This is a genomic window from Clostridium sp. cel8 (genome assembly GCF_014050525.1).
Classification (GTDB): domain Bacteria; phylum Bacillota; class Clostridia; order Clostridiales; family Clostridiaceae; genus Clostridium_B.
Genome location: NZ_JACGAG010000001.1, coordinates 346412 through 365329, shown reverse-complemented (window position 1 = coordinate 365329; position 18918 = coordinate 346412). Strand labels below are relative to the sequence as shown.

The 18918-nt window shown below is 28.3% G+C and carries 19 protein-coding genes and 1 pseudogene; 19 read left to right on the top strand and 1 reads right to left on the bottom strand.

Going from position 1 to position 18918, the window contains the following annotated elements:
• Nucleotides 1-57: 57 nt before the first annotated feature.
• Nucleotides 58-762 carry a GDSL-type esterase/lipase family protein gene (locus H2684_RS01775; protein WP_182087631.1) on the bottom strand — a complete coding sequence of 235 codons (705 nt, stop codon included), beginning with the start codon at nucleotides 760-762 and terminating at the stop codon, nucleotides 58-60.
• A gap of 149 nt (nucleotides 763-911) precedes the next feature.
• Between H2684_RS01775 and H2684_RS01770 the strand changes: the two genes are divergently transcribed.
• From H2684_RS01770 to H2684_RS01680, 19 genes and pseudogenes are all read left to right on the top strand, one after another.
• Nucleotides 912-1133, top strand: coding sequence for a DUF1659 domain-containing protein (locus tag H2684_RS01770; RefSeq protein WP_182087630.1), 222 nt, complete (start codon nucleotides 912-914; stop codon nucleotides 1131-1133).
• A gap of 20 nt (nucleotides 1134-1153) precedes the next feature.
• Nucleotides 1154-1372: a DUF2922 domain-containing protein gene (locus H2684_RS01765; protein WP_182087629.1), complete on the top strand. Its 219-nt coding sequence runs from the start codon at nucleotides 1154-1156 to the stop codon at nucleotides 1370-1372.
• 180 nt (nucleotides 1373-1552) lie between these two features.
• Nucleotides 1553-2146 (top strand): sigma-70 family RNA polymerase sigma factor, encoded by a 594-nt coding sequence (locus H2684_RS01760; protein WP_182087628.1) that lies wholly within the window; start codon nucleotides 1553-1555, stop codon nucleotides 2144-2146.
• A 19-nt stretch (nucleotides 2147-2165) separates the two neighbouring features.
• Nucleotides 2166-2753 carry a sigma-70 family RNA polymerase sigma factor gene (locus H2684_RS01755; protein WP_182087627.1) on the top strand — a complete coding sequence of 196 codons (588 nt, stop codon included), beginning with the start codon at nucleotides 2166-2168 and terminating at the stop codon, nucleotides 2751-2753.
• A 339-nt stretch (nucleotides 2754-3092) separates the two neighbouring features.
• Nucleotides 3093-4970, top strand: a complete 1878-nt coding sequence (locus tag H2684_RS01750) for a cell wall-binding repeat-containing protein (RefSeq protein ID WP_182087626.1) — start codon at nucleotides 3093-3095, stop codon at nucleotides 4968-4970.
• Nucleotides 4971-5608: 638 nt separating this feature from the next.
• On the top strand, nucleotides 5609-5761 hold the full coding sequence (locus H2684_RS01745; RefSeq protein ID WP_182087625.1) for a hypothetical protein: 153 nt from the start codon (nucleotides 5609-5611) through the stop codon (nucleotides 5759-5761).
• Between the two features lie 160 nt (nucleotides 5762-5921).
• On the top strand, nucleotides 5922-6272 hold the full coding sequence (locus tag H2684_RS01740) for a four helix bundle protein (RefSeq protein ID WP_182087624.1): 351 nt from the start codon (nucleotides 5922-5924) through the stop codon (nucleotides 6270-6272).
• 911 nt (nucleotides 6273-7183) lie between these two features.
• Nucleotides 7184-8536, top strand: a complete 1353-nt coding sequence (locus H2684_RS01735) for a cell wall-binding repeat-containing protein (protein ID WP_182087623.1) — start codon at nucleotides 7184-7186, stop codon at nucleotides 8534-8536.
• A 134-nt stretch (nucleotides 8537-8670) separates the two neighbouring features.
• Nucleotides 8671-9666, top strand: coding sequence for a hypothetical protein (locus H2684_RS01730; RefSeq protein WP_182087622.1), 996 nt, complete (start codon nucleotides 8671-8673; stop codon nucleotides 9664-9666).
• Nucleotides 9667-9708: 42 nt separating this feature from the next.
• Entirely contained in the window at nucleotides 9709-10389 is a 681-nt protein-coding gene (locus H2684_RS01725; protein ID WP_182087621.1) for a Wzz/FepE/Etk N-terminal domain-containing protein, read from the top strand.
• A gap of 26 nt (nucleotides 10390-10415) precedes the next feature.
• The gene (locus tag H2684_RS01720) at nucleotides 10416-11183 is read left to right on the top strand and encodes a CpsB/CapC family capsule biosynthesis tyrosine phosphatase (RefSeq protein ID WP_182087620.1); all 768 of its coding nucleotides are present in this window, start codon (nucleotides 10416-10418) and stop codon (nucleotides 11181-11183) included.
• Nucleotides 11184-11213: 30 nt separating this feature from the next.
• Nucleotides 11214-11927 carry a CpsD/CapB family tyrosine-protein kinase gene (locus tag H2684_RS01715; protein WP_182087619.1) on the top strand — a complete coding sequence of 238 codons (714 nt, stop codon included), beginning with the start codon at nucleotides 11214-11216 and terminating at the stop codon, nucleotides 11925-11927.
• A gap of 128 nt (nucleotides 11928-12055) precedes the next feature.
• Nucleotides 12056-12739, top strand: coding sequence for a sugar transferase (locus H2684_RS01710; RefSeq protein ID WP_347707504.1), 684 nt, complete (start codon nucleotides 12056-12058; stop codon nucleotides 12737-12739).
• 77 nt (nucleotides 12740-12816) lie between these two features.
• A pseudogene (locus tag H2684_RS01705) lies at nucleotides 12817-12888 on the top strand (sugar phosphate nucleotidyltransferase); the annotation flags it as partial.
• A gap of 244 nt (nucleotides 12889-13132) precedes the next feature.
• Nucleotides 13133-13600, top strand: coding sequence for a PssD/Cps14F family polysaccharide biosynthesis glycosyltransferase (gene pssD, locus H2684_RS01700; protein WP_182087618.1), 468 nt, complete (start codon nucleotides 13133-13135; stop codon nucleotides 13598-13600).
• A gap of 11 nt (nucleotides 13601-13611) precedes the next feature.
• A complete protein-coding gene (locus H2684_RS01695; protein WP_182087617.1) occupies nucleotides 13612-14106 on the top strand; it encodes a glycosyltransferase in 495 nt (164 codons plus the stop codon).
• 1485 nt (nucleotides 14107-15591) lie between these two features.
• Nucleotides 15592-16656 (top strand): hypothetical protein, encoded by a 1065-nt coding sequence (locus H2684_RS01690; protein WP_182087616.1) that lies wholly within the window; start codon nucleotides 15592-15594, stop codon nucleotides 16654-16656.
• A 448-nt stretch (nucleotides 16657-17104) separates the two neighbouring features.
• Entirely contained in the window at nucleotides 17105-17839 is a 735-nt protein-coding gene (locus H2684_RS01685) for a glycosyltransferase (RefSeq protein ID WP_243159249.1), read from the top strand.
• An 83-nt stretch (nucleotides 17840-17922) separates the two neighbouring features.
• A complete protein-coding gene (locus H2684_RS01680; protein WP_182087614.1) occupies nucleotides 17923-18882 on the top strand; it encodes a Stealth CR1 domain-containing protein in 960 nt (319 codons plus the stop codon).
• Nucleotides 18883-18918 lie beyond the last annotated feature (36 nt).

Below are 18918 nucleotides of genomic sequence, written 5' to 3'. Positions count from 1 at the left end.
TGATAAAAAGGTAACTACAGAGTGATGTAGTTACCTTTTGTATTTATAAATTATATTTTACTCTATGTATTTAGCTATTTCACTTTTCCATATTAAATAGGCAGTTCCATTTAAATGGGTACCGTCATAGGTATATTCAAGAGGCAGTCTGTTGTTTTGTACAAATTTCTGGAAAAGGTCTATATACACAATATTTTTACCATTGGCTGACTTTTCAAGATTTTCATTTATAAATTCTATGTCATCGTCTGATTTTAATCTATTATTTGGTAGTATACTTTGTACATATATAATTGTGTTTGGAGATGAAGACCTTATTTTGTCTAATATTTTATTATAATTTGATAGTACATGAGAGGTGCTTTCTCCGTGTAGAAGATCGTTTATTCCTATCATTAGAAATATTTTTTTTGGCTGACCCTTTGTTATAGTGTCTAGCCTATTTAAAATACCATCTGTAGTATCTCCATCAATTCCCCTGTTCTTTATGTTTTGCTTTTTAAAAAGCTCTTCCCATTGAGATCTGTTTGTTATACTGTCCCCTAGGAAAACTATATCATTTTTACCTATTGAAAGTGTTTCAAACTGACTTTCCTTTGCAAGGTAATATGGATTTTTTATAATTGATTTTCCAGTTACCTTTGAAGGAGGATTTTTAGAATATTTATTTGATTTATTTGTGTAAATCATGTGTATTCCATAAGAAATAAAAGCTATGTTCAAAATTATAGATATCCAGAATAAAATATTTTTTTTCTTCATTTATACCATCACCTGTATCTGTTTAAGTATTTTTGGATTTATTATTTCCATGGATATAGTGTACATTAACATTAAAAATAGTACAAGTAAAATAATCATTTCCTATATTGGAATGTGGTGCATATATATTGAGTGAAAGGAGTGATAAAATGGCTGCTAAATCAACAAAATTGCAGAGTTCATTAGTATTAAAATATCAAGATGGGGTGGATGATAGTGGAAATGACATAATAAAATCACAGAGATTCTCAAAAATAAAACTTACTGCATCTGATGAAGAAATCTACAATACTGCACTAGAGGTAGAAAAGCTTATAGGAAAGCCTTTAGGTGAAATAATAAAAGTAGATGAAAATGATATAACTGCTTAAATTTAAAGGGGGAATGTTAAATGACAAGGACACTTGTAATGAGTTTTTTAAATGAGGAAGGTAAAAAAGGTTCAATTAGAATTTCAAATGCAAAAGATGGATTGACAGAGGAGGAAGTAAAAGCTTCAATGCAGGTCATACTTACTAATAATATATTTCAATACAATGGATTTGATTTTAAAACTATAGATTCTGCACATATTATAGAAAATCAAACTACTGAACTAAATGTAAAATAGTAGTAAAAGGGGGGTGCATTTTTGCATCCCCTTTTGAATTTTTGTAAAAAATATAAAAAAATTATAAAAAAAGCGTTACTAAAAAGTGAAATATATAGTCTTATACGTTATAAATGTAATTATATGTATTTTATTACATAAAAAAGGGAGGTATAAAAATGTTTATAGGGGGAAATTATTTTGAATATTAAAGTGTTAATAACAGAACTGCTTGATTGCAATGGAGAAGAAGTTGAAGAAATGGGAAATTACATTTTGTCTTTAGTGAATAAAATATATAGGGAATATATATATAAACACTGCGGATATATGTATAAAGAGGACATTATAATTGAATCTATAGAAAAGATTGTGCTATATAAAGAAAAATTTAAAGGATCTACATTTATACAATTTAAAGCATATAGCAAAAAAATTATAATTAGTGTGATTTCAAATTATATAAGAAATGTTATAAAACTGGATAAAGCAACATTTGTTGATTGTGAAGATGAAAATGCAGTAGAGTACTTAAATAACAAGTGTAATGGGATGTCTAAAATTGAAAACAAGATGATAAATAAGATACTTTTTGAAGATCTTATAAATAGTATTGAGTTTTCAGAAAGAGAGAAGAAACTTATGTATGGACTTAGAATATACGGCACAGTAAAGGATTACTGTAAAATAAAGGGAGAAAACTACAATGCTGCAAAACAGATGTTCTACAGAATAAAGAAGAAAGTAAAGAAAAAAAGTGATATTAGCTACTATGAGTATTTTGATGCAATTTGATATTTAAAGGAGAATAGATATGTATAATGATTATTTACTTGAGGATTTAGTTGATATGGCAAAATCCGGAGATAGAGAAGCTATGGAGGAAATATTGAAAAGATTTAAGTGGTTGGCACTAAAACTCTGTAATAGGACATATATAAAGGGTTGGGATTTAGATGACCTTATGCAGGTGACAAATATGGCTCTTATGAGAAGTGTTCAATTGTATAAAAAATGTGGTACAAGCTTTCCAGCTTATGTAAAAACTGCTATGAAGCGAGAATTATTTTACAGAATAAGACAAAGTCTAAATAAACCAAGTTATTGCAGTATATACAGTAAAAATGAAAATGGAGATGAACTAGTAAATACATTTGTATCTGAAAATGAAGATTACGAAGGTGAAAAAAACTTTTTGCATAAGGAGAAAATTAAATTTTTGAAAAAGGCAATTGGAATGCTTTCTGAAAAAGAGAGGGATTTAATAGAAAAATACTTTTTTGAAGGCATATCACTTAAGAAATACGCTATTGAAAATGATATGAGTTATAGAAATGCAGTGTATATAAAGAGAAAAGCACTTAAAAAGCTTAAAGAATTTTTTAACAAATTTTATAAATAAAATGTTTTTATTATATATTTTAGGAGGATATTTTATAGTTTTGTAGAATATAGTAATACTGTTACCATAATATCTATCTAAAATTAATTCTAAAATTAACTATGATTAAAACAATCTAATAAACTATATATAAAGATATTTTAATAGACAACGATAATAATACAAACTATATAATATATGGAGAAATGTATATTGAAAAATATTTTAACAATTAGTACTTTGGAATGTGTTTAAATAAAGATATTTATATATATGATGACATATACAATGACATGTACCATATGTCATCATATATAATAAAATGTATATTGGATTTATAAAATAATTGGAGGTATGAATATGCAAAAAAATAATAAAAAGTTTTTGTCAGCTTGTGGTATTGCAACTCTAGTTGTTTCAACTGCTGTTGTTCCAACAACTGGCGTAAAAGCAGCAAGTACAGAAAGACTAGCTGGATCTGACAGATATGAAACAGCAGTAGAAGTTTCAGAGGAAGGATGGACAAGCTCTGATTATGTAGTACTTGCAAATGGAGAAAGCTATGCAGATGCACTTTGTGCAGTACCACTTGCAAAGGCTAAAGATGCACCTATACTTTTAACAGAAACTAATTCATTAAATTCAGAAACACTTGCTGAAATGAAAAGATTAAATGCAAAACACGTTATTATTGTTGGTGGAGATGGAGTAGTTACAGAAGGTGTGCAAAACGCTATAAAATCACAAGTTACATCTGACGTTGAAAGATACGGCGGAGCTGACAGATTTGAAACTTCAGTTAAAATTGCAAAAGCACTGGGCTCTCCAAGCGAAGTATTTGTTGCAAATGGATTAAACTTCCCAGATGCACTTTCTGCAGCACCAATTGCAGCAATTGAAGGAGATCCTATAATATTAACAAGATCTACAGAATTGCCACAAGTTTCAGCTGATTACATAGAATCAAATTCAAACATAACAAAGAGTTATGTAGTTGGTGGAAGTGGAGTAATAAGTGATTCAATTCTAAATAAATTGCCAAATCCAGAAAGACTTGGCGGAGCTGATAGATATGAAACAAACGAAGCTATAGTTGAAGCATTTGAGAGCAGCTTAAACTTCAATAAAGTATTTGTAGCACGTGGAGATGAATTCTCCGATTCCCTCACAGGTGCAGCACTTGCAGCTAAAGAAAAAAGTGCACTTGTAATAACAGCAACATCAGGCAGCGTAAGCCCATACACTAAAGAATTATTTGAAGACCTTGTAGACAGTGGAGTTACAATAGAAGCCCTTGGAGGATCCGCAGTTCTTCCAGACTCAATCATATCCGACCTTGAAAGTGCAATAACAAAATCAAGCACAAGCGGCGGCGGTGGAAGTAGCTCAAGCAGCTCAAGCAGTTCAAGCACAAGCGGTGAGAATTTGATGAATGAGTTTAGAGCAGGTGGATTACTAAATAGTATATATGAGGATTATTTAACTAGAGTAAATGATACTAGTGGAGATTTGTATAATAGTTTCTTTGGAATAGACTTAGGTGGAAAATATAATGATGATTCTAATGCTATAAATATAGATCTTAAAGATCAAGGAAGTAAAGTAACTACCATAGCAGGAATATTTAGTAATGCTAAAAGTAGATATGGATTAACTAATAGTGGATCAACTGATAAGGAAACCTTATCTGATAAAGGTGAAGCTAAATTAAAATCTGATGTTAAGAGAATTAATAATAAGTTGGATAATAGCTTTAAAAATCTTAAGATTAACGGAATGTCAGTAAAAACATTTTTGGGAAGTTTAGGATCACAATATTTTTATCAAAGTGGGACTTTAAAAGGAAACTTAAACCCAGAGGCTATTAAAACTTTAATAGAAGATAAAGATATTGCAGATGGATATAATACATTTAAAACTGAATTAAAAGGTCAGATAGATGCTTATTTTGAACATAATACTGAAGGAAAAGATATAGCAGATGATCCAGCAAAGTTGACTTATACTATTTATTATGGAGATAATGATGAATCTAAACTTACATTAGAAATAGCTAGCGTTACTGGAGAATCTCTTAATATAAAATCTGGCGAAAAAGTTGAGAATGCAGTAAATGATATATATGACTTTATTTTCCCTGATAATTCAGATAATAGCACCACTAACTTCACAGGAAGATATAAAGTAACTTTAAGCAACGGAGATTATGTGTATATAAATGTTAATAAAGCAAATTAACATAACCCTAAGAAACAAAGTCTGGGAGAAATCCTGGACTTTTTTTTAATTCACAATTAAGAATGCACAGTTCACAATGAATGATGATTTTTCATAGGAAAAATCTAAAATTTAGGTTTTTGAAGTGAAGCTGAAAAAAGCAACAATCACTGTGAACTGGATAAGACAATTCACAATTTACAATTCACGATGCACAATGAATGATGATTTTTCTTTGGGAAAAATCTAAAATTTAGGTTTTTTGAAGTGAAACTGAAAAAACCAACATCCATTGAGAATTGAGAATTGAGAACTGTGAACTGGATAAGACAATTCACAATTTACAATGCACAAATCACAACTTAGAGAAATTCACAATTTACAATGCACAAATCACAATGAATGATGATTTTTCTTTGGGAAAAATCTAAAATATAGTTTTTCAAAACAAAGTGGAGAAAAACTACCATCATTGTGAATTATGCACTGTTCACTGTGAACTGAATAAGGAGGATGATTTTTCTTTGGGAAAAATCTAAAATTATAGGTTTTTCTGAAGCGAAACTGAAAAAAGCAACATCAAGTATTAACTATTAATTTTTAATTATAAACTAAATTAATGACTATGAGAATACAGGCTATTATATGAATATATATTAATGAAGAATAAAAAATACTCAAGGTCTGGGAGAAATCCTGGACTTTGTTTCAATTCACAATTAAGAATTCACAATGCACAACTTAGAGCAATGCACAATTTACAATGCACTATGACAATTAAGAATTCACAACTCACAATGCACAATGAATGATGATTTTTCTTAGAGAAAAATCTAAAATATAGGTTTTCTGAAGCAGAGCTGAAGAAAACAACCGACATTGTGAATTATGCACTGTGCACTGTGAATTGATTTGAATATTTATTTCAGAATTGGTAATATTTAAGATAAATATTCAATTAAGGAGTTCTATATGGGTTTAAATTTAGTAGAGAAGAAGTCATTTGATTTTGCGGTTGATATAGTTGATATGTATAAAAGATTGAGTGAAAATAATTGTGAGTATATTATGTCAAAACAACTTCTTCGTTCAGGTACGAGTGTTGGTGCAAATGTTAAAGAAGGGGTAAGAGGTCAATCTAAAAAGGATTTTCTTTCTAAGATGAATATAGCATTAAAAGAAGCAAATGAAACAGAATATTGGATTGAACTTTTAATGAAAACAGGGTATATTGGTAAAGATGGCAATAATATATTGTGTAGATGTAAAGAACTATGTAAAATACTTAATGCTATAGTTAAAACAACAAAGCAGAACTTATAGCAATTAAGAATTCACAACTCACAATGCACAATGAATGATGATTTTTCTTGGGAAAAATCTAAAATATAGTTTTCTGAAGTAAAACGAAGAAAACAACCACCACTGTGAATTGAGAATCGTGCACTGTGAACTGAATAGGTCAATTCACAATTTACAATGCACTATGACAATTAAGAATTCACAACTCACAATGCACAATGAATGATGATTTTTCTTAGGGAAAAATCTAAAATATAGTTTTTCAAAACAAAGTGGAGAAAAACTACCATCATTGTGAATTATGCACTGTGCACTGTGAACTGGATAAGACAATGCACAATTAAGAATTCACAATGCACAATGAATGATGATTTTTCTTGGGAAAAATCTAAAATATAGTTTTTCAAAACAAAGTGGAGGAAAACTACCATCATTGTGAATTATGCACTGTGCACTGTGAACTGAATAGGTCAATTCACAATTTACAACTCACAATGCACAATTAAGAATTCACAATGCACAATGAATGATGATTTTTCTTGGGAAAAATCTAAAATATAGTTTTCTGAAGTAAAACGAAGAAAACAACCACCACTGTGAACTGAGAATTGTGAATTGTGAACTGAATAAGGAGGATGATTTTTCTTGGGAAAAATCTAAATTATAGGTTTTTCTGAAGCAATGCTGAAGAAAACCAACCATCACTGTGAATCGTGAATTGAGAATTGTGAACTGGATAAGACAATTCACAATTAAGAATTCACAATGCACAATGGAGGATGATTTTTCTTAGGAAAAATCTAAAATTTAGGTTTTTGAAGTGAAACTGAAAAAACCAACAATCATTGTGAACTGAGAATTGTGAATTGTGAACTGACTAAGACTGTGCATTGTGCACTGTGAATTGTGAACTAAAAAAGAGGGGTGTTTTAATGAAAAAGAAGAGGAAAATAATTTCTAAGCTTATTGCAGGTATGTTTATCGTGTCTTCTGCGGTAGTTTCACTTCCACAAAAGGCTATTGCGTCAGAGCTGCGTCTTGGAGGAGCTGATAGGTATGAAACTTCTACTGCTGTGTCTAAAGAAGGGTGGACAAGCTCTGATTATGTAGTACTTGCAAATGGACAAAGTTATGCAGATGCTCTATGTGCGGCACCTATTGCAAAAAAGTATGGTGCACCTATACTTTTGACATCTAAAGACAAGCTAAGCGACAGTGTGAAGTCTGAAATTGAGAGGCTAAATGCATCAAATGTAATAGAAATGGGTGGCACAGGTGTAATTTCAACTGCTATAGAAAATGAACTAAAGACTGATATGTCACTTAATGTAACTAGAATAGGCGGTAAGGACAGATATGAAACTTCTGTTTTGGCAGCAAAGGAACTTGGAAGTTTTAATGATATAGTTCTAGCTTCAGGAGAAGGCTATGCAGATGCACTATCTATTGCTCCAATAGCTGCAAGTCAAGGATATCCAATACTTTTAACTTCTAAAAATTCTATTCCTGAGTCTGTAAAAGACTATATATCAAGTAACAAGTCTTTAATAAAAAATTCCTATGTGATAGGTGGAGATGGAGTTATATCAGATAGCTCAGTTTCAGGACTTCCTTCTCCAATTAGATTAATGGGAAATGATAGATATGCTACAAATGTAAGTGTAATTAATCATTTTAAATCAAGTATGAAATTTGACAAGCTATATGTAGTTAGAGGAAATGGACCAAAGGGAAATGAGTTTGCAGATGCACTTTCAGTATCGTCACTGGCTGCCAAAACTTCTTCACCAGTTATACTAACCTATAACACATTGTCAGAAACTACAGAGAACTTTATAAAATCAAATATAGAAAAAGATACAGATATAATTGCAGTAGGAGGTACAGCATCGGTACCAGATTCACTTATTTTCACTATTAAAAGTATAGTTGAAGAAGCTACAGATACAAGTACTACTCAGCCATCTGCAGGCGGTGGCGGAGGTGGAAGTTCTTCTTCAAGTTCCAGTGATGTTTCTAAATTAAAATCAATATCTACTAAACTTAAATCTATAGATACATCAAAACTTGACACAAACCAGAAGGCAATAATTTCAAGTGCAATTACAGCAATAGATAATTACACTTCAGATACAAGTTATGATTACAGTGAAGATGTATCATCTATAAAGTCAAAGTATGAGTCACTTTCAGATGCTGAACAGGACACTCTTCAAACTGCTATTGTAGATTCTGGTATAGGTATTTCTGATTTGCTTACGTTAAAAAATCAATTTGGATTATAGATTGTTTAAAAAGCTCCATCTGTCTTTTGACAGGTGGCTTTTTTATATTTACAGAAGTTTTTTAAATTGTAAATTTAACTATACTTATAAAAATGTTATAATAAATAAATAAAATATATGTTAGGAGAGAAGATATGGCAAATATTAAATTTAATGTAAAGAAGGTAATAGTTTTAATTATTATATTAATTGTAGCTGCTATTGCGGCATTTTTTTCACTTTTATTCTCTAATTCTTCATATAGTGTGAAAGAGTATAAATTTTCCCAAACTATCTTCGATAAAATAATAGAGATGCAAAAAGCTGGCAGCGTAGTTTATATAAATCAAGATGAATTAAATGGAGTTATATATCCTATTATAGGAGGCACGAGAACCTCTGGAAATATTACTGTAAAGGGGATAAATGCAGAGATAAAGGACAGTACAATAAAATTTTATATTCCTTTAAAGTACAAGAATTTCAATTTGCTTGCTACAACTGAAGGAAGTGTATATCTTAAAGATAAACAAGTGGTATATGATGTTAACTACTTTAAAATTGGAAAAATATCTTTTCCTAAAAGTTATGTAATGGATAAATTGTCAAGTAAACTAAATAATGATGATATAAAAATTCAGGGAAATACTTTTAGAATATCTGAAGATATAATTCCAGCAAATATGGATAGCATTTATGTAAAAAATAGCAAACTTGTGATAAATGTGAGCAAAAATGGAATGAGCAGTACAGATAAACTTAAGTGGATTGAAAATATAATTAAGTCACCTGAAAATTTAAAAAAGATAGAGGAATATATAAATGGAGCTGTTTCAGATTCTACAACTGAACAGAGTAAAGAAAAAAGCTCAGAAGAAAGTAATGAAAGTGAAAGCACAAGTGATAACTCAGAAAATTCAGTTGCAGAAAATAGTGTAAGTAATAGCAGCTCAAATAGCACAGCACAAGAACAGGCTGTAGCTTCTAAAATTGTGTCTGCAATAAATAATAAAGACAAAGCTGCACTTATTTCAGCTCAGTCAGAGTACAATAATCTATCTCCTGAAGGTAAAGCCCGTGTCCAATCGTCTGTAAAATCGCAACTTAGCCCAGCTACTATAGCAAAAATAAAGGAAAAGTTGGGAAAATAAAAGATAAAGTAAAAAGTAAGATAAAAAGCTAGGAGGAAAACAATGGATGATGAGATTACTTTAGATTTAAGAGATTTTTTTTACATACTTAAAAAGAGATTGAAAATGATACTTTGTATAACAATAGGATTTGCAGCTATAGCTGGAATTTTAAGTTTTTTTGTAATAAAGCCAACTTATGAGGCAAGTTCAACTATAATAGTTGGTAAACCTAAGGCAAATGAAAAGACAGATAACAGTGATGTAATGATGTATCAGAATCTTGTAAAGACCTATACTCAAATTGCAGAGTCAAATTCAGTGGCAAATAAAACTCTTAAAAAACTAAATGGAAGCATTACACTTGATGAGTTTAAAGATATGGTTTCAGTTGAATCTGAACAGGGAACTCAAATACTTAAAATAAAGGTTGACAGTAAGGATCCTTCTCAAGCAGTAAAAGTTGTAAATGCTGCAGCTGCTTCTTTTATAGAGGAAAGCAAAAGGGTATTTCCAACAGGAGGAGATATACAAATCATGGATAGAGCACAGTTTCCAAAAGATCCTGTTAAGCCAAAGAAACTTTTAAATATTGCAATTGCATTTTTCCTTGGAATTTTAGTATCTGTAGGTCTTGCTTTTTTACTTGAGTATTCAGACAATACAATAAAGACAGAAGATGATGTATCAAGATACCTTGAACTTCCTGTTATAGGCATAATACCTAAAATGGATAAGAACTAGGTTTTCTAAAATAGGAGGTGAATTATATGATTGATATGCATATTCATCTGCTTCCCGGAATAGATGATGGTTCAAAATCTATGGAAGAAACGGAAAAAATGCTTAGAATGATTGAAGAAGATGGAATCAATAAGGTAATAGTTACTCCTCATTTTTACAGAGGGTACTATGAAAAGAAACGTGACGAGGTAAATAATCTTACAGAAAAGGTAAATAATTTTTCAAAAGAGAAAGGGATAAATGTATCAGTATACCCTGGCCAAGAAGTCTTTTTAGATAACAATAGTCTTTATGAATATGATGCAGGTATTATAGGAAATCTTGCAAATACTGACTACATGCTTGTGGAGTTTCCAATGAATAGAATGTCTAAAAATGGACTTGATATTGTGTATGAATTTAATATAAAAGGAGTGAAGCCAATTTTAGCTCATCCTGAAAGATATAGATACATAATTGAGAAACCGGAAAACATAAACAAATTTTTAGATGAAGGATGCCTTATTCAGATAAATTCAGGAAGTATAAGAGGAAGATTTGGAAGCGAAGTGAAAAAAACTGCAGAAACTCTTATAAAGAGTGGGGTATGCAGCTTTTTAGGCTCTGATGCCCATTCAAGTGTTAGAAGACGACCAGGGCTTAGGGATGCATTAAGTGTTTTACAGAAAATTGATAAGACTACGGCAGATTTAGTTTTGAAAAATAGTTACAGTCTATTTGAAAATGAGAATATTGAAGTTAGCCAAGCTAGAGTAAAGAAAAAAAGAGGATTTTTCAGCTTTTTTAAAAAATAAAAATAATAGTATAAAAATGGAGTGAATTTTATGCAGAAAGCAGATCTTGTTACTATAAAAAATCCTAAGTCACCTATTTCAGAAGCTTTTAGGACTCTTAGGACAAATATACAGTTTTCATCTTTTGATAAAAAAATACAGACAATAATGATTACAAGTTCAGGTCCTGGAGAAGGCAAGTCAACTACAGCATCAAATCTTGCAGTAGTTATGGCAGAGTCTGGATCAAGTACTATCCTTATAGATTGTGACCAGAGAAAACCAAGATTGCACAAAATATTCTTAACTTCAAATCAGACAGGCCTTTCAGATATACTGGCAGGAAAAGTTGTATTTGAAGATGCAATAAAAGATGTGGGAGTAGAAAATCTTACTCTACTTACTTCTGGTACAAGACCTCCAAATCCCTCAGAGCTTATGGCTTCTAGAAAGATGAAGAAATTTATAGATGAACTTAAAAATAGATATGAGTACATAATAATAGATACACCTCCTGTAATTGCAGTTACAGATGCTCAGCTTCTATCAAGATATGCAGATGGATGTTTGCTTGTAATTGCATCTTCTCAAGTAGAGAGGGAGGCAGCTATTAAGGCAAAGGGGCTTCTTGAAAAGGTAAATGCAAATATTTTAGGAACGGTTTTAAACAAGCTTGAAGTTAAGGAAAAAGGATATTACGGATATTACTACTCCTATTACGATGAAGATGGAACTAAACACAGAAAAAGGAAGAAAAGAAGATAAAATATATTTATGGTTGATTATTGTTATAATTGGTATTATAATGGTAAAAGAAAGTTAAAATAGGGGGAATTATTTTGACTGAATTCAAAGGTAATCAAATCCAAGAGAATAGTCTAGGTCTGTATGATATAAGCTCAAAAGATATTGAAATCCAGGAATATACACAGAAATATACATATGTGTCAATTAAAGATGAATATAGAAAAAGTTTCTTCTATTCATTTATAAAAAGAACTATAGATATAGTCTGCTCTTTTTTGGGGATTGTTATTTTATTACCAATTATGATTTTAATTGCTATTGCCATAAAATTGGATTCAAAGGGAAAAGTAATTTTTTCACAAGAAAGAGTTGGCCTTAATGGAAAAGTGTTTAAAATGTATAAGTTTAGGTCAATGGTAACTGATGCAGAAAAACTTCTGGACAAGCTAAAAGATAAAAATGAAATGACAGGTCCAATGTTTAAAATGAAAGATGATCCAAGAATCACAAGGGTCGGAAAATTCATACGAAAAACAAGCCTTGATGAACTGCCTCAGCTTTTTAATGTGTTAAAAGGTGAAATGTCACTTGTTGGTCCAAGGCCTAATCTTCCAAGAGAAGTTTTGAAATTTAATGAATATCAGAGGACAAAACTTATTGTAAAGCCTGGACTTACTTGCTATTGGCAAGTGATGGGGAGAAACAATATTGACTTTGATGATTGGATAAAACTTGATATAAAGTACATAAAAGAGAGAAATACTTTACTTGATTTAAAGTTGATATTTAAAACTTTCTCAGTATTTTTCGGAGATGAGGGGGCCATGTAGGAGTTAATTATGAGTTAATAATTAATAGTTAATAGTTGACAATTTAGAGTTGAGAGTTAGTTTGAGGGGTGTTTTGTATGTTATGCGGACTTATAATGGCAGGAGGCAAAGGAGAGAGGTTTTGGCCACTTTCTACAGATGAAAAACCAAATTTTTTATAAATAGATAGTTAAAATTTTGTAATAAATAGTGGAAGTAAGTATTTGAGTAGGAATTATAAGGAAGACATAAATTATATATAAGATAATTAGGATATTATATATAATCTAAGAGAGTGAAAATTTATTGTAATGTGCATTTTTCTTTACTTAAGTTAAGATAAATGCAAATCTTTGGCTTTAAGGTTCTTTATATAAGTAGAATAATTGTGGCAAATAGGAGTGTTCATTAGTTATGGCAAAAGGAAAAAAAATAAAAGTTTGTTTGGTTGGATCTTCAGGAGGACATTTAGCACATTTATATATGTTAAAACCATTTTGGAGTACAAAAGATCGATTTTGGGTAACTTTTGATAAAGAGGATGCTAAGAGCCTTTTAAAATATGAAAGAATGTATCCGTGCTATTATCCAACAAATCGAAGTATTAAAGCTTTAATAAAAAATACAAGAATAGCATGGAAAGTATTAAGAAAAGAAAAGCCAGATTTGATTATTTCATCAGGTGCAGCAGTTGCAGTTCCTTTTTTTTATCTTGGAAAATTATTTGGTTCAAAGTTGATATACATAGAAGTATTTGATCGAATAGATAAACCAACCATGACTGGAAAGATAGTTTATCCAATAACAGATAAATTTATAGTTCAATGGGAAGAAATGAAAAAAGTATATAAAAAAGCAATTAATCTTGGAAGTATATTTTAGGAGAGAAGAAAATGATATTCGTCACAGTAGGAACACATGAACAACCATTTAATAGGTTGTTGGAGTATGTTGATAAGATGAAAGAAAAAAATATTATTAAAGATGACATAATTATGCAAATTGGTTATAGCACATATTGTCCTAAGTTTTGCTCATGGAAAAAATTAATTCCATATGATGAGATGTGGGATAATATAAAAAAAGCTAGAATTATTATTACTCATGGTGGACCTGCTAGTTTCATTATGCCATTGCAAATAGGTAAAATTCCAATCGTTATTCCTAGACAGCATAAATTTGGTGAACATGTGAATGATCATCAAGTTGAATTTGCCAAGGTTGTAGCTGAAAAATATAAAAATATCATTGTAGCAAATGATGTTTCTGAATTAAAAAATATTATTCAGAATTATAATAGGATTGTTTCACACATTTCAGAAAATATTTGGAGTAATAATGAAGAATTTAATGAGAAACTAGAAGACATTGTAATGAAAATATTATAGATATCAATAATTATAATATACAAAATTCTATAGATATTTGGAATGTGAAACAATATTGGTATTATCTCTGTTTAAATGATGTTGAAATCATCACTAGTATTTCTCATATAGAGTATTTTTAGTGAAATACAACTTACAAGAGTTTTGGAATTATTTTCTTTAGGAAGTATAGCATTAAACAAATCAGTAATATTAATTTCAAACATAGTTTTAAATCTATTGAAAATGATTTATAAAGTATAGTGAATAGAAAACGTAGAGTTCTCTTAATTTTTTAGAAAAGAAAAAAGTGTTAATAACACAATGGTTGGTATATAAAATATTTGAATCAGATAATTGTTCAAAAATATTGAGTTGTTTTGATTTTTTAAGGTAAAACATGTTGAAATCACACTGTAGTTTGTTGTTTTGTTTGTTTATAATTCTATTATGCTACAATGGATGATAATAAAAATCTTAATGTTTAAAAAGTTAGGCAAACTAAAGTTTGTTGAACTATCTAAATATTATAATTTTAAGAAAAATCTAAATATTGAATCTTAAACGAGATTCACATGCAGGATACCAATTTGTCCATGTTTATGCATAACTATTGGCTGGTTTTATCTAAAAATAGCCAATAGTATAATGTAAAAGTGAAAATTTTATATATTATCATAATAATGTAGAAATTATATTTTCTAAATTATACTTATATATTCGCTTACTTCGAGAAAATTGAAAATATCTGTTAAAAAAATAAGAATCTTAAGGTAGTTAATAATGCAATAGATTTATATAAATTTGTAGCTGATATTAATAAGACAAAAACTATTAGAGATAAATTGGGAATACAAGGTAAGTTTGTTCTTGGACATGTTATATGATTTCACAAACAAAAAAGCCATGATTTTTTAATTGATATTTTTTATGGAGTAAAAAATTAGATAAGATACAGGTTTACTATTAGTAAGCTCATGAGATTTAGAAAATGATATCCGAAATAAAATAAATCAGTTGCTATTAAATGATAGTGTAATTTTTTGAACGGGAGTTTCAACCGTATGTCCTGATAAAGTGTCTATTTTGGCAGAGATAAGTACTTTAATAGAGAAGTAACCACTAAAAAAGTACCAAAAGAGTAAGCTGTTCAAGTTATTAAAAATAAATATGTAAAAAAATATATTATTAAATCTGTATTTGGTATTAAAGAACAAGTTAAAAATATGAAAAAATTTTATTTACAGAAATATGATCAATAAATAAGTTAAGAAGTATCAAAAGTATATATTTTGTTGATAACTTGTATAATTGAAAATAAATTTAAGATTAGCCTTAAATTTAGCATATTAACTTTTTACAAATAAATTTCATGAAAAATAGATTATAAATATATCATTAACTCAAATGTTTCAAATATTTATTAAAATATGTGATAGGTTTTTATTAGTAAATAAAAATAATAATTAAAAAATATATAAATTTAAGTATAGGGTGAATTATATTATGCGAATTAAAATTAGATATTCTGATTTAATTGTATTTATAGTAGTTTTATGTGTGTTTTTTTTAACATGTATAGTTGGAGAAAAGTATTCTAATTATATTTTAACTTATAGCATACTTACTATAAGCATTATTAAACAAAAATTTAAAGGGAATATATATTTAACTTGGATAAGTGTAGCAACTATGATTTTAATAATTATTACATTAAGATTTAATTTTATAAATATTATATTAATTATTTTTATATATTATTCATTTAAAGATTATATAAGTAAAGATACTATAAAATTATTTATTAATTTAATGGTAATATTTTATTTGTTTGTCATAATACTGTATTTTGCTTTAAAATTCAATATTAATTATGATACAGTAATATGGAGGAATGGAATTGCATATTATAGACATTCTTTAGGTTATTTACATCCTAATATTGCTGCGACTAAGTGGTTGGCCATTATTATGGGGATAATATTAATAATTAAGCCCCAAAAAATATTTAGAAAAGTTTTAGCTATATTAGTATTTACATATATTATTTATAGTTTGACATACTCACGTACATCTACAATATTAATCATAGCCTTATGTTTTGCAGTATTAATATTGCAAAAAAAAATAGATAAAAGAGTACCTTTTATCATACAAATTATATTATCAATATTTCCTGTAGTATTCACAATATTATCGTTATTAATAACTGAAAAATTTTATAATAGTTCTTTAAATAGATTATTGTCTGGTCGGTTATTAATTTTCCATAATGCGATTACGCAATATAAAATTTCATTATTTGGTAATTCATTAATTGAGAACATGATGTTTGATAATGCATATCTTCAAATATTATTGTCAAAAGGTATAATTTATTCATGTTTATTTGCTATACTGTTTTTTTATTTAATAATTAGCAAAACTAATATGACTTATAGGAATGTGTTAGTTATTAGCGCTTATTGCATAATGGGATTAATGGAAACATCATTTTTTCGTTTTGAATTATTAACAGTAATGATTTTAACACTTTGTTTAGATTTAAAAATAGATCAAGGTAGTATATAAAAATGATAAATAATAATAAAATTACAATAATTGTATTAATTTATAATTCAGAAATATTTGATAGATGTATTAGTTATATATGTAAACAAACATATGAAAATATCGAAATCCTATTAATAAGTGATATTTTTTAAGACAATGGTTTAAAAATAATCAATAAATAGGCTTAAAAAGCTGAAAAAGATAGTTGAATAAGGCTGAGATGATGATTCCAATTATAGTATATCTATTACATATAATAAAAGATGAAAAGGTTACTTATAAATACATATGATCTGTAGTGGAGATGATTATATTGATTCTAGAATATTTGAAATTTTAATTTCTAACATTTTGTAATCATATTAATTGATTATTTATATAAAAGTATAACATAAGAAATTAAACAAATGAAAGTTTGTGAAATTCAGCAAGCGACTATTGAAATTTTTGATAAGGAGAGTTGGCAATGATTCCAAAAATAATACACTATTGCTGGTTTGGTGGGGCTGAAAAGAATAAAGATGTTCGCAAATGTATTAGCTCATGGCAAAAGATATTACCGGATTATGAAATAAAAGAATGGAATGAAGAAAATTTTGATATTAGTACAAGTTGTGACTATGTGAAAGAGGCATATCAAAGAAAAAAGTGGGCTTTTGTTACTGATTATGTTCGTTTGTTTGTCCTATATAAATATGGTGGAATATATTTGGATACGGATGTTATGGTAATTAAATCATTTAATCCATTATTAACAAATAAAGCATTTATGTGTGCTGAAAGTCAATTTTCTATATGTACTGCAACAATTGGTGCTACAAAAAATTCTAAACTCATTGGTAGAATTTTGGATTTATATAAAGGAAAACATTTTGTTCATCAAAATGGAAGAATAGATGAAACACCAAATTCACAATTGATATATAATATGTTAATTAAAGAAGACAACTACCAATTTGATACTAAAATATTTACAGCAAAAGATTATGTTATATATCCAACGGAGTTTTTTTCTCCTATTAATTGTTATACAATGAAAATAAAAATATCTCCTAATACTTATTCTATTCATTACTATGCGGGAACTTGGAAAACTTCAAGAAGTAAAATTAAGAATCAAATTGAGGCTTTGATAACTAGAATTATTGGAGAAAGGAACAGACAAAAAATAAAGCGATTAATTTGTAATATTAGAAAATAATAAAAAGATTGATATATGTATGTGGTAATTTATTAGTTATGATGGAGAAAAAAGTCAAATGATTTAGGAGAGTGTAAAATATTATGGTTGATTTGGTTATTACATGGGTAGATGGAAGTGATAAAAAATGGCTTGCAGATAGAAAAAAATACGAATTAAATACAATTAATGAATGTCGGTATAGGGATTGGAATTTATTGAAATATTGGTTTAGATGTATTGAAAGAAATGCACCATGGTTTCATAAAGTTTATTTTGTTACATATGGACATATACCGACATGGTTAAATACAAAATATGAAAAATTAGAGGTTGTTAATCATAATCAGATTATAAAACAAGAGTATCTGCCAACTTTTAATTCCTGTGCAATAGAAATGAATTTACATAGGATTTCTGGTTTATCAGAAAAATTTATATATTTTAATGATGATATGTTCGTTAATGCAGAAACTTTAGAAAGTGATTTTTTTATTAATGATTTACCTTGTGATAATAAAAATCTGGGATTAATTTGGAAGATAGGAAAGGAATCCACGAAAATTAATTATAATTGTGCAAAAATTGTGCAAAAATACTTTAAACTCAATTATAATAAATATGAAGTTAAATATAATAAATTAAAGAATAGTATAAAAAAATTTTTATATCCACATGAAAAGCCAATTGTAGCATTAATACCAGATCATGTTCCAACTTCTTATTTAAAGTCTACATATTCTATAGTTTGGGAAAAGGAGTATAATTTATTGGATAAAGTATCTAGTCATAGATTTAGAACATCAAATGATGTAAGTCAGTGGATTTTTCAATTTTGGCAAATTATGTCAAATAATTATATTGAAAGAGATCACTCAATTACTAAATATTATGAAATAGAATTGAAAAATATTAAAAATATAGTGGATGAAATTAAGAACCATAAACATAAACTAATTTGTTTAAATGATAGTGAAAAAACTAATCATTTTAATGAAATTCAAAAAAAATTGATAGAGTGTTTTGAAAAAATTTATCCAACAAAATCTAAATTTGAGTTATAGTATTAGATAAATTAAAATTGGGACAATGTTTCTTTT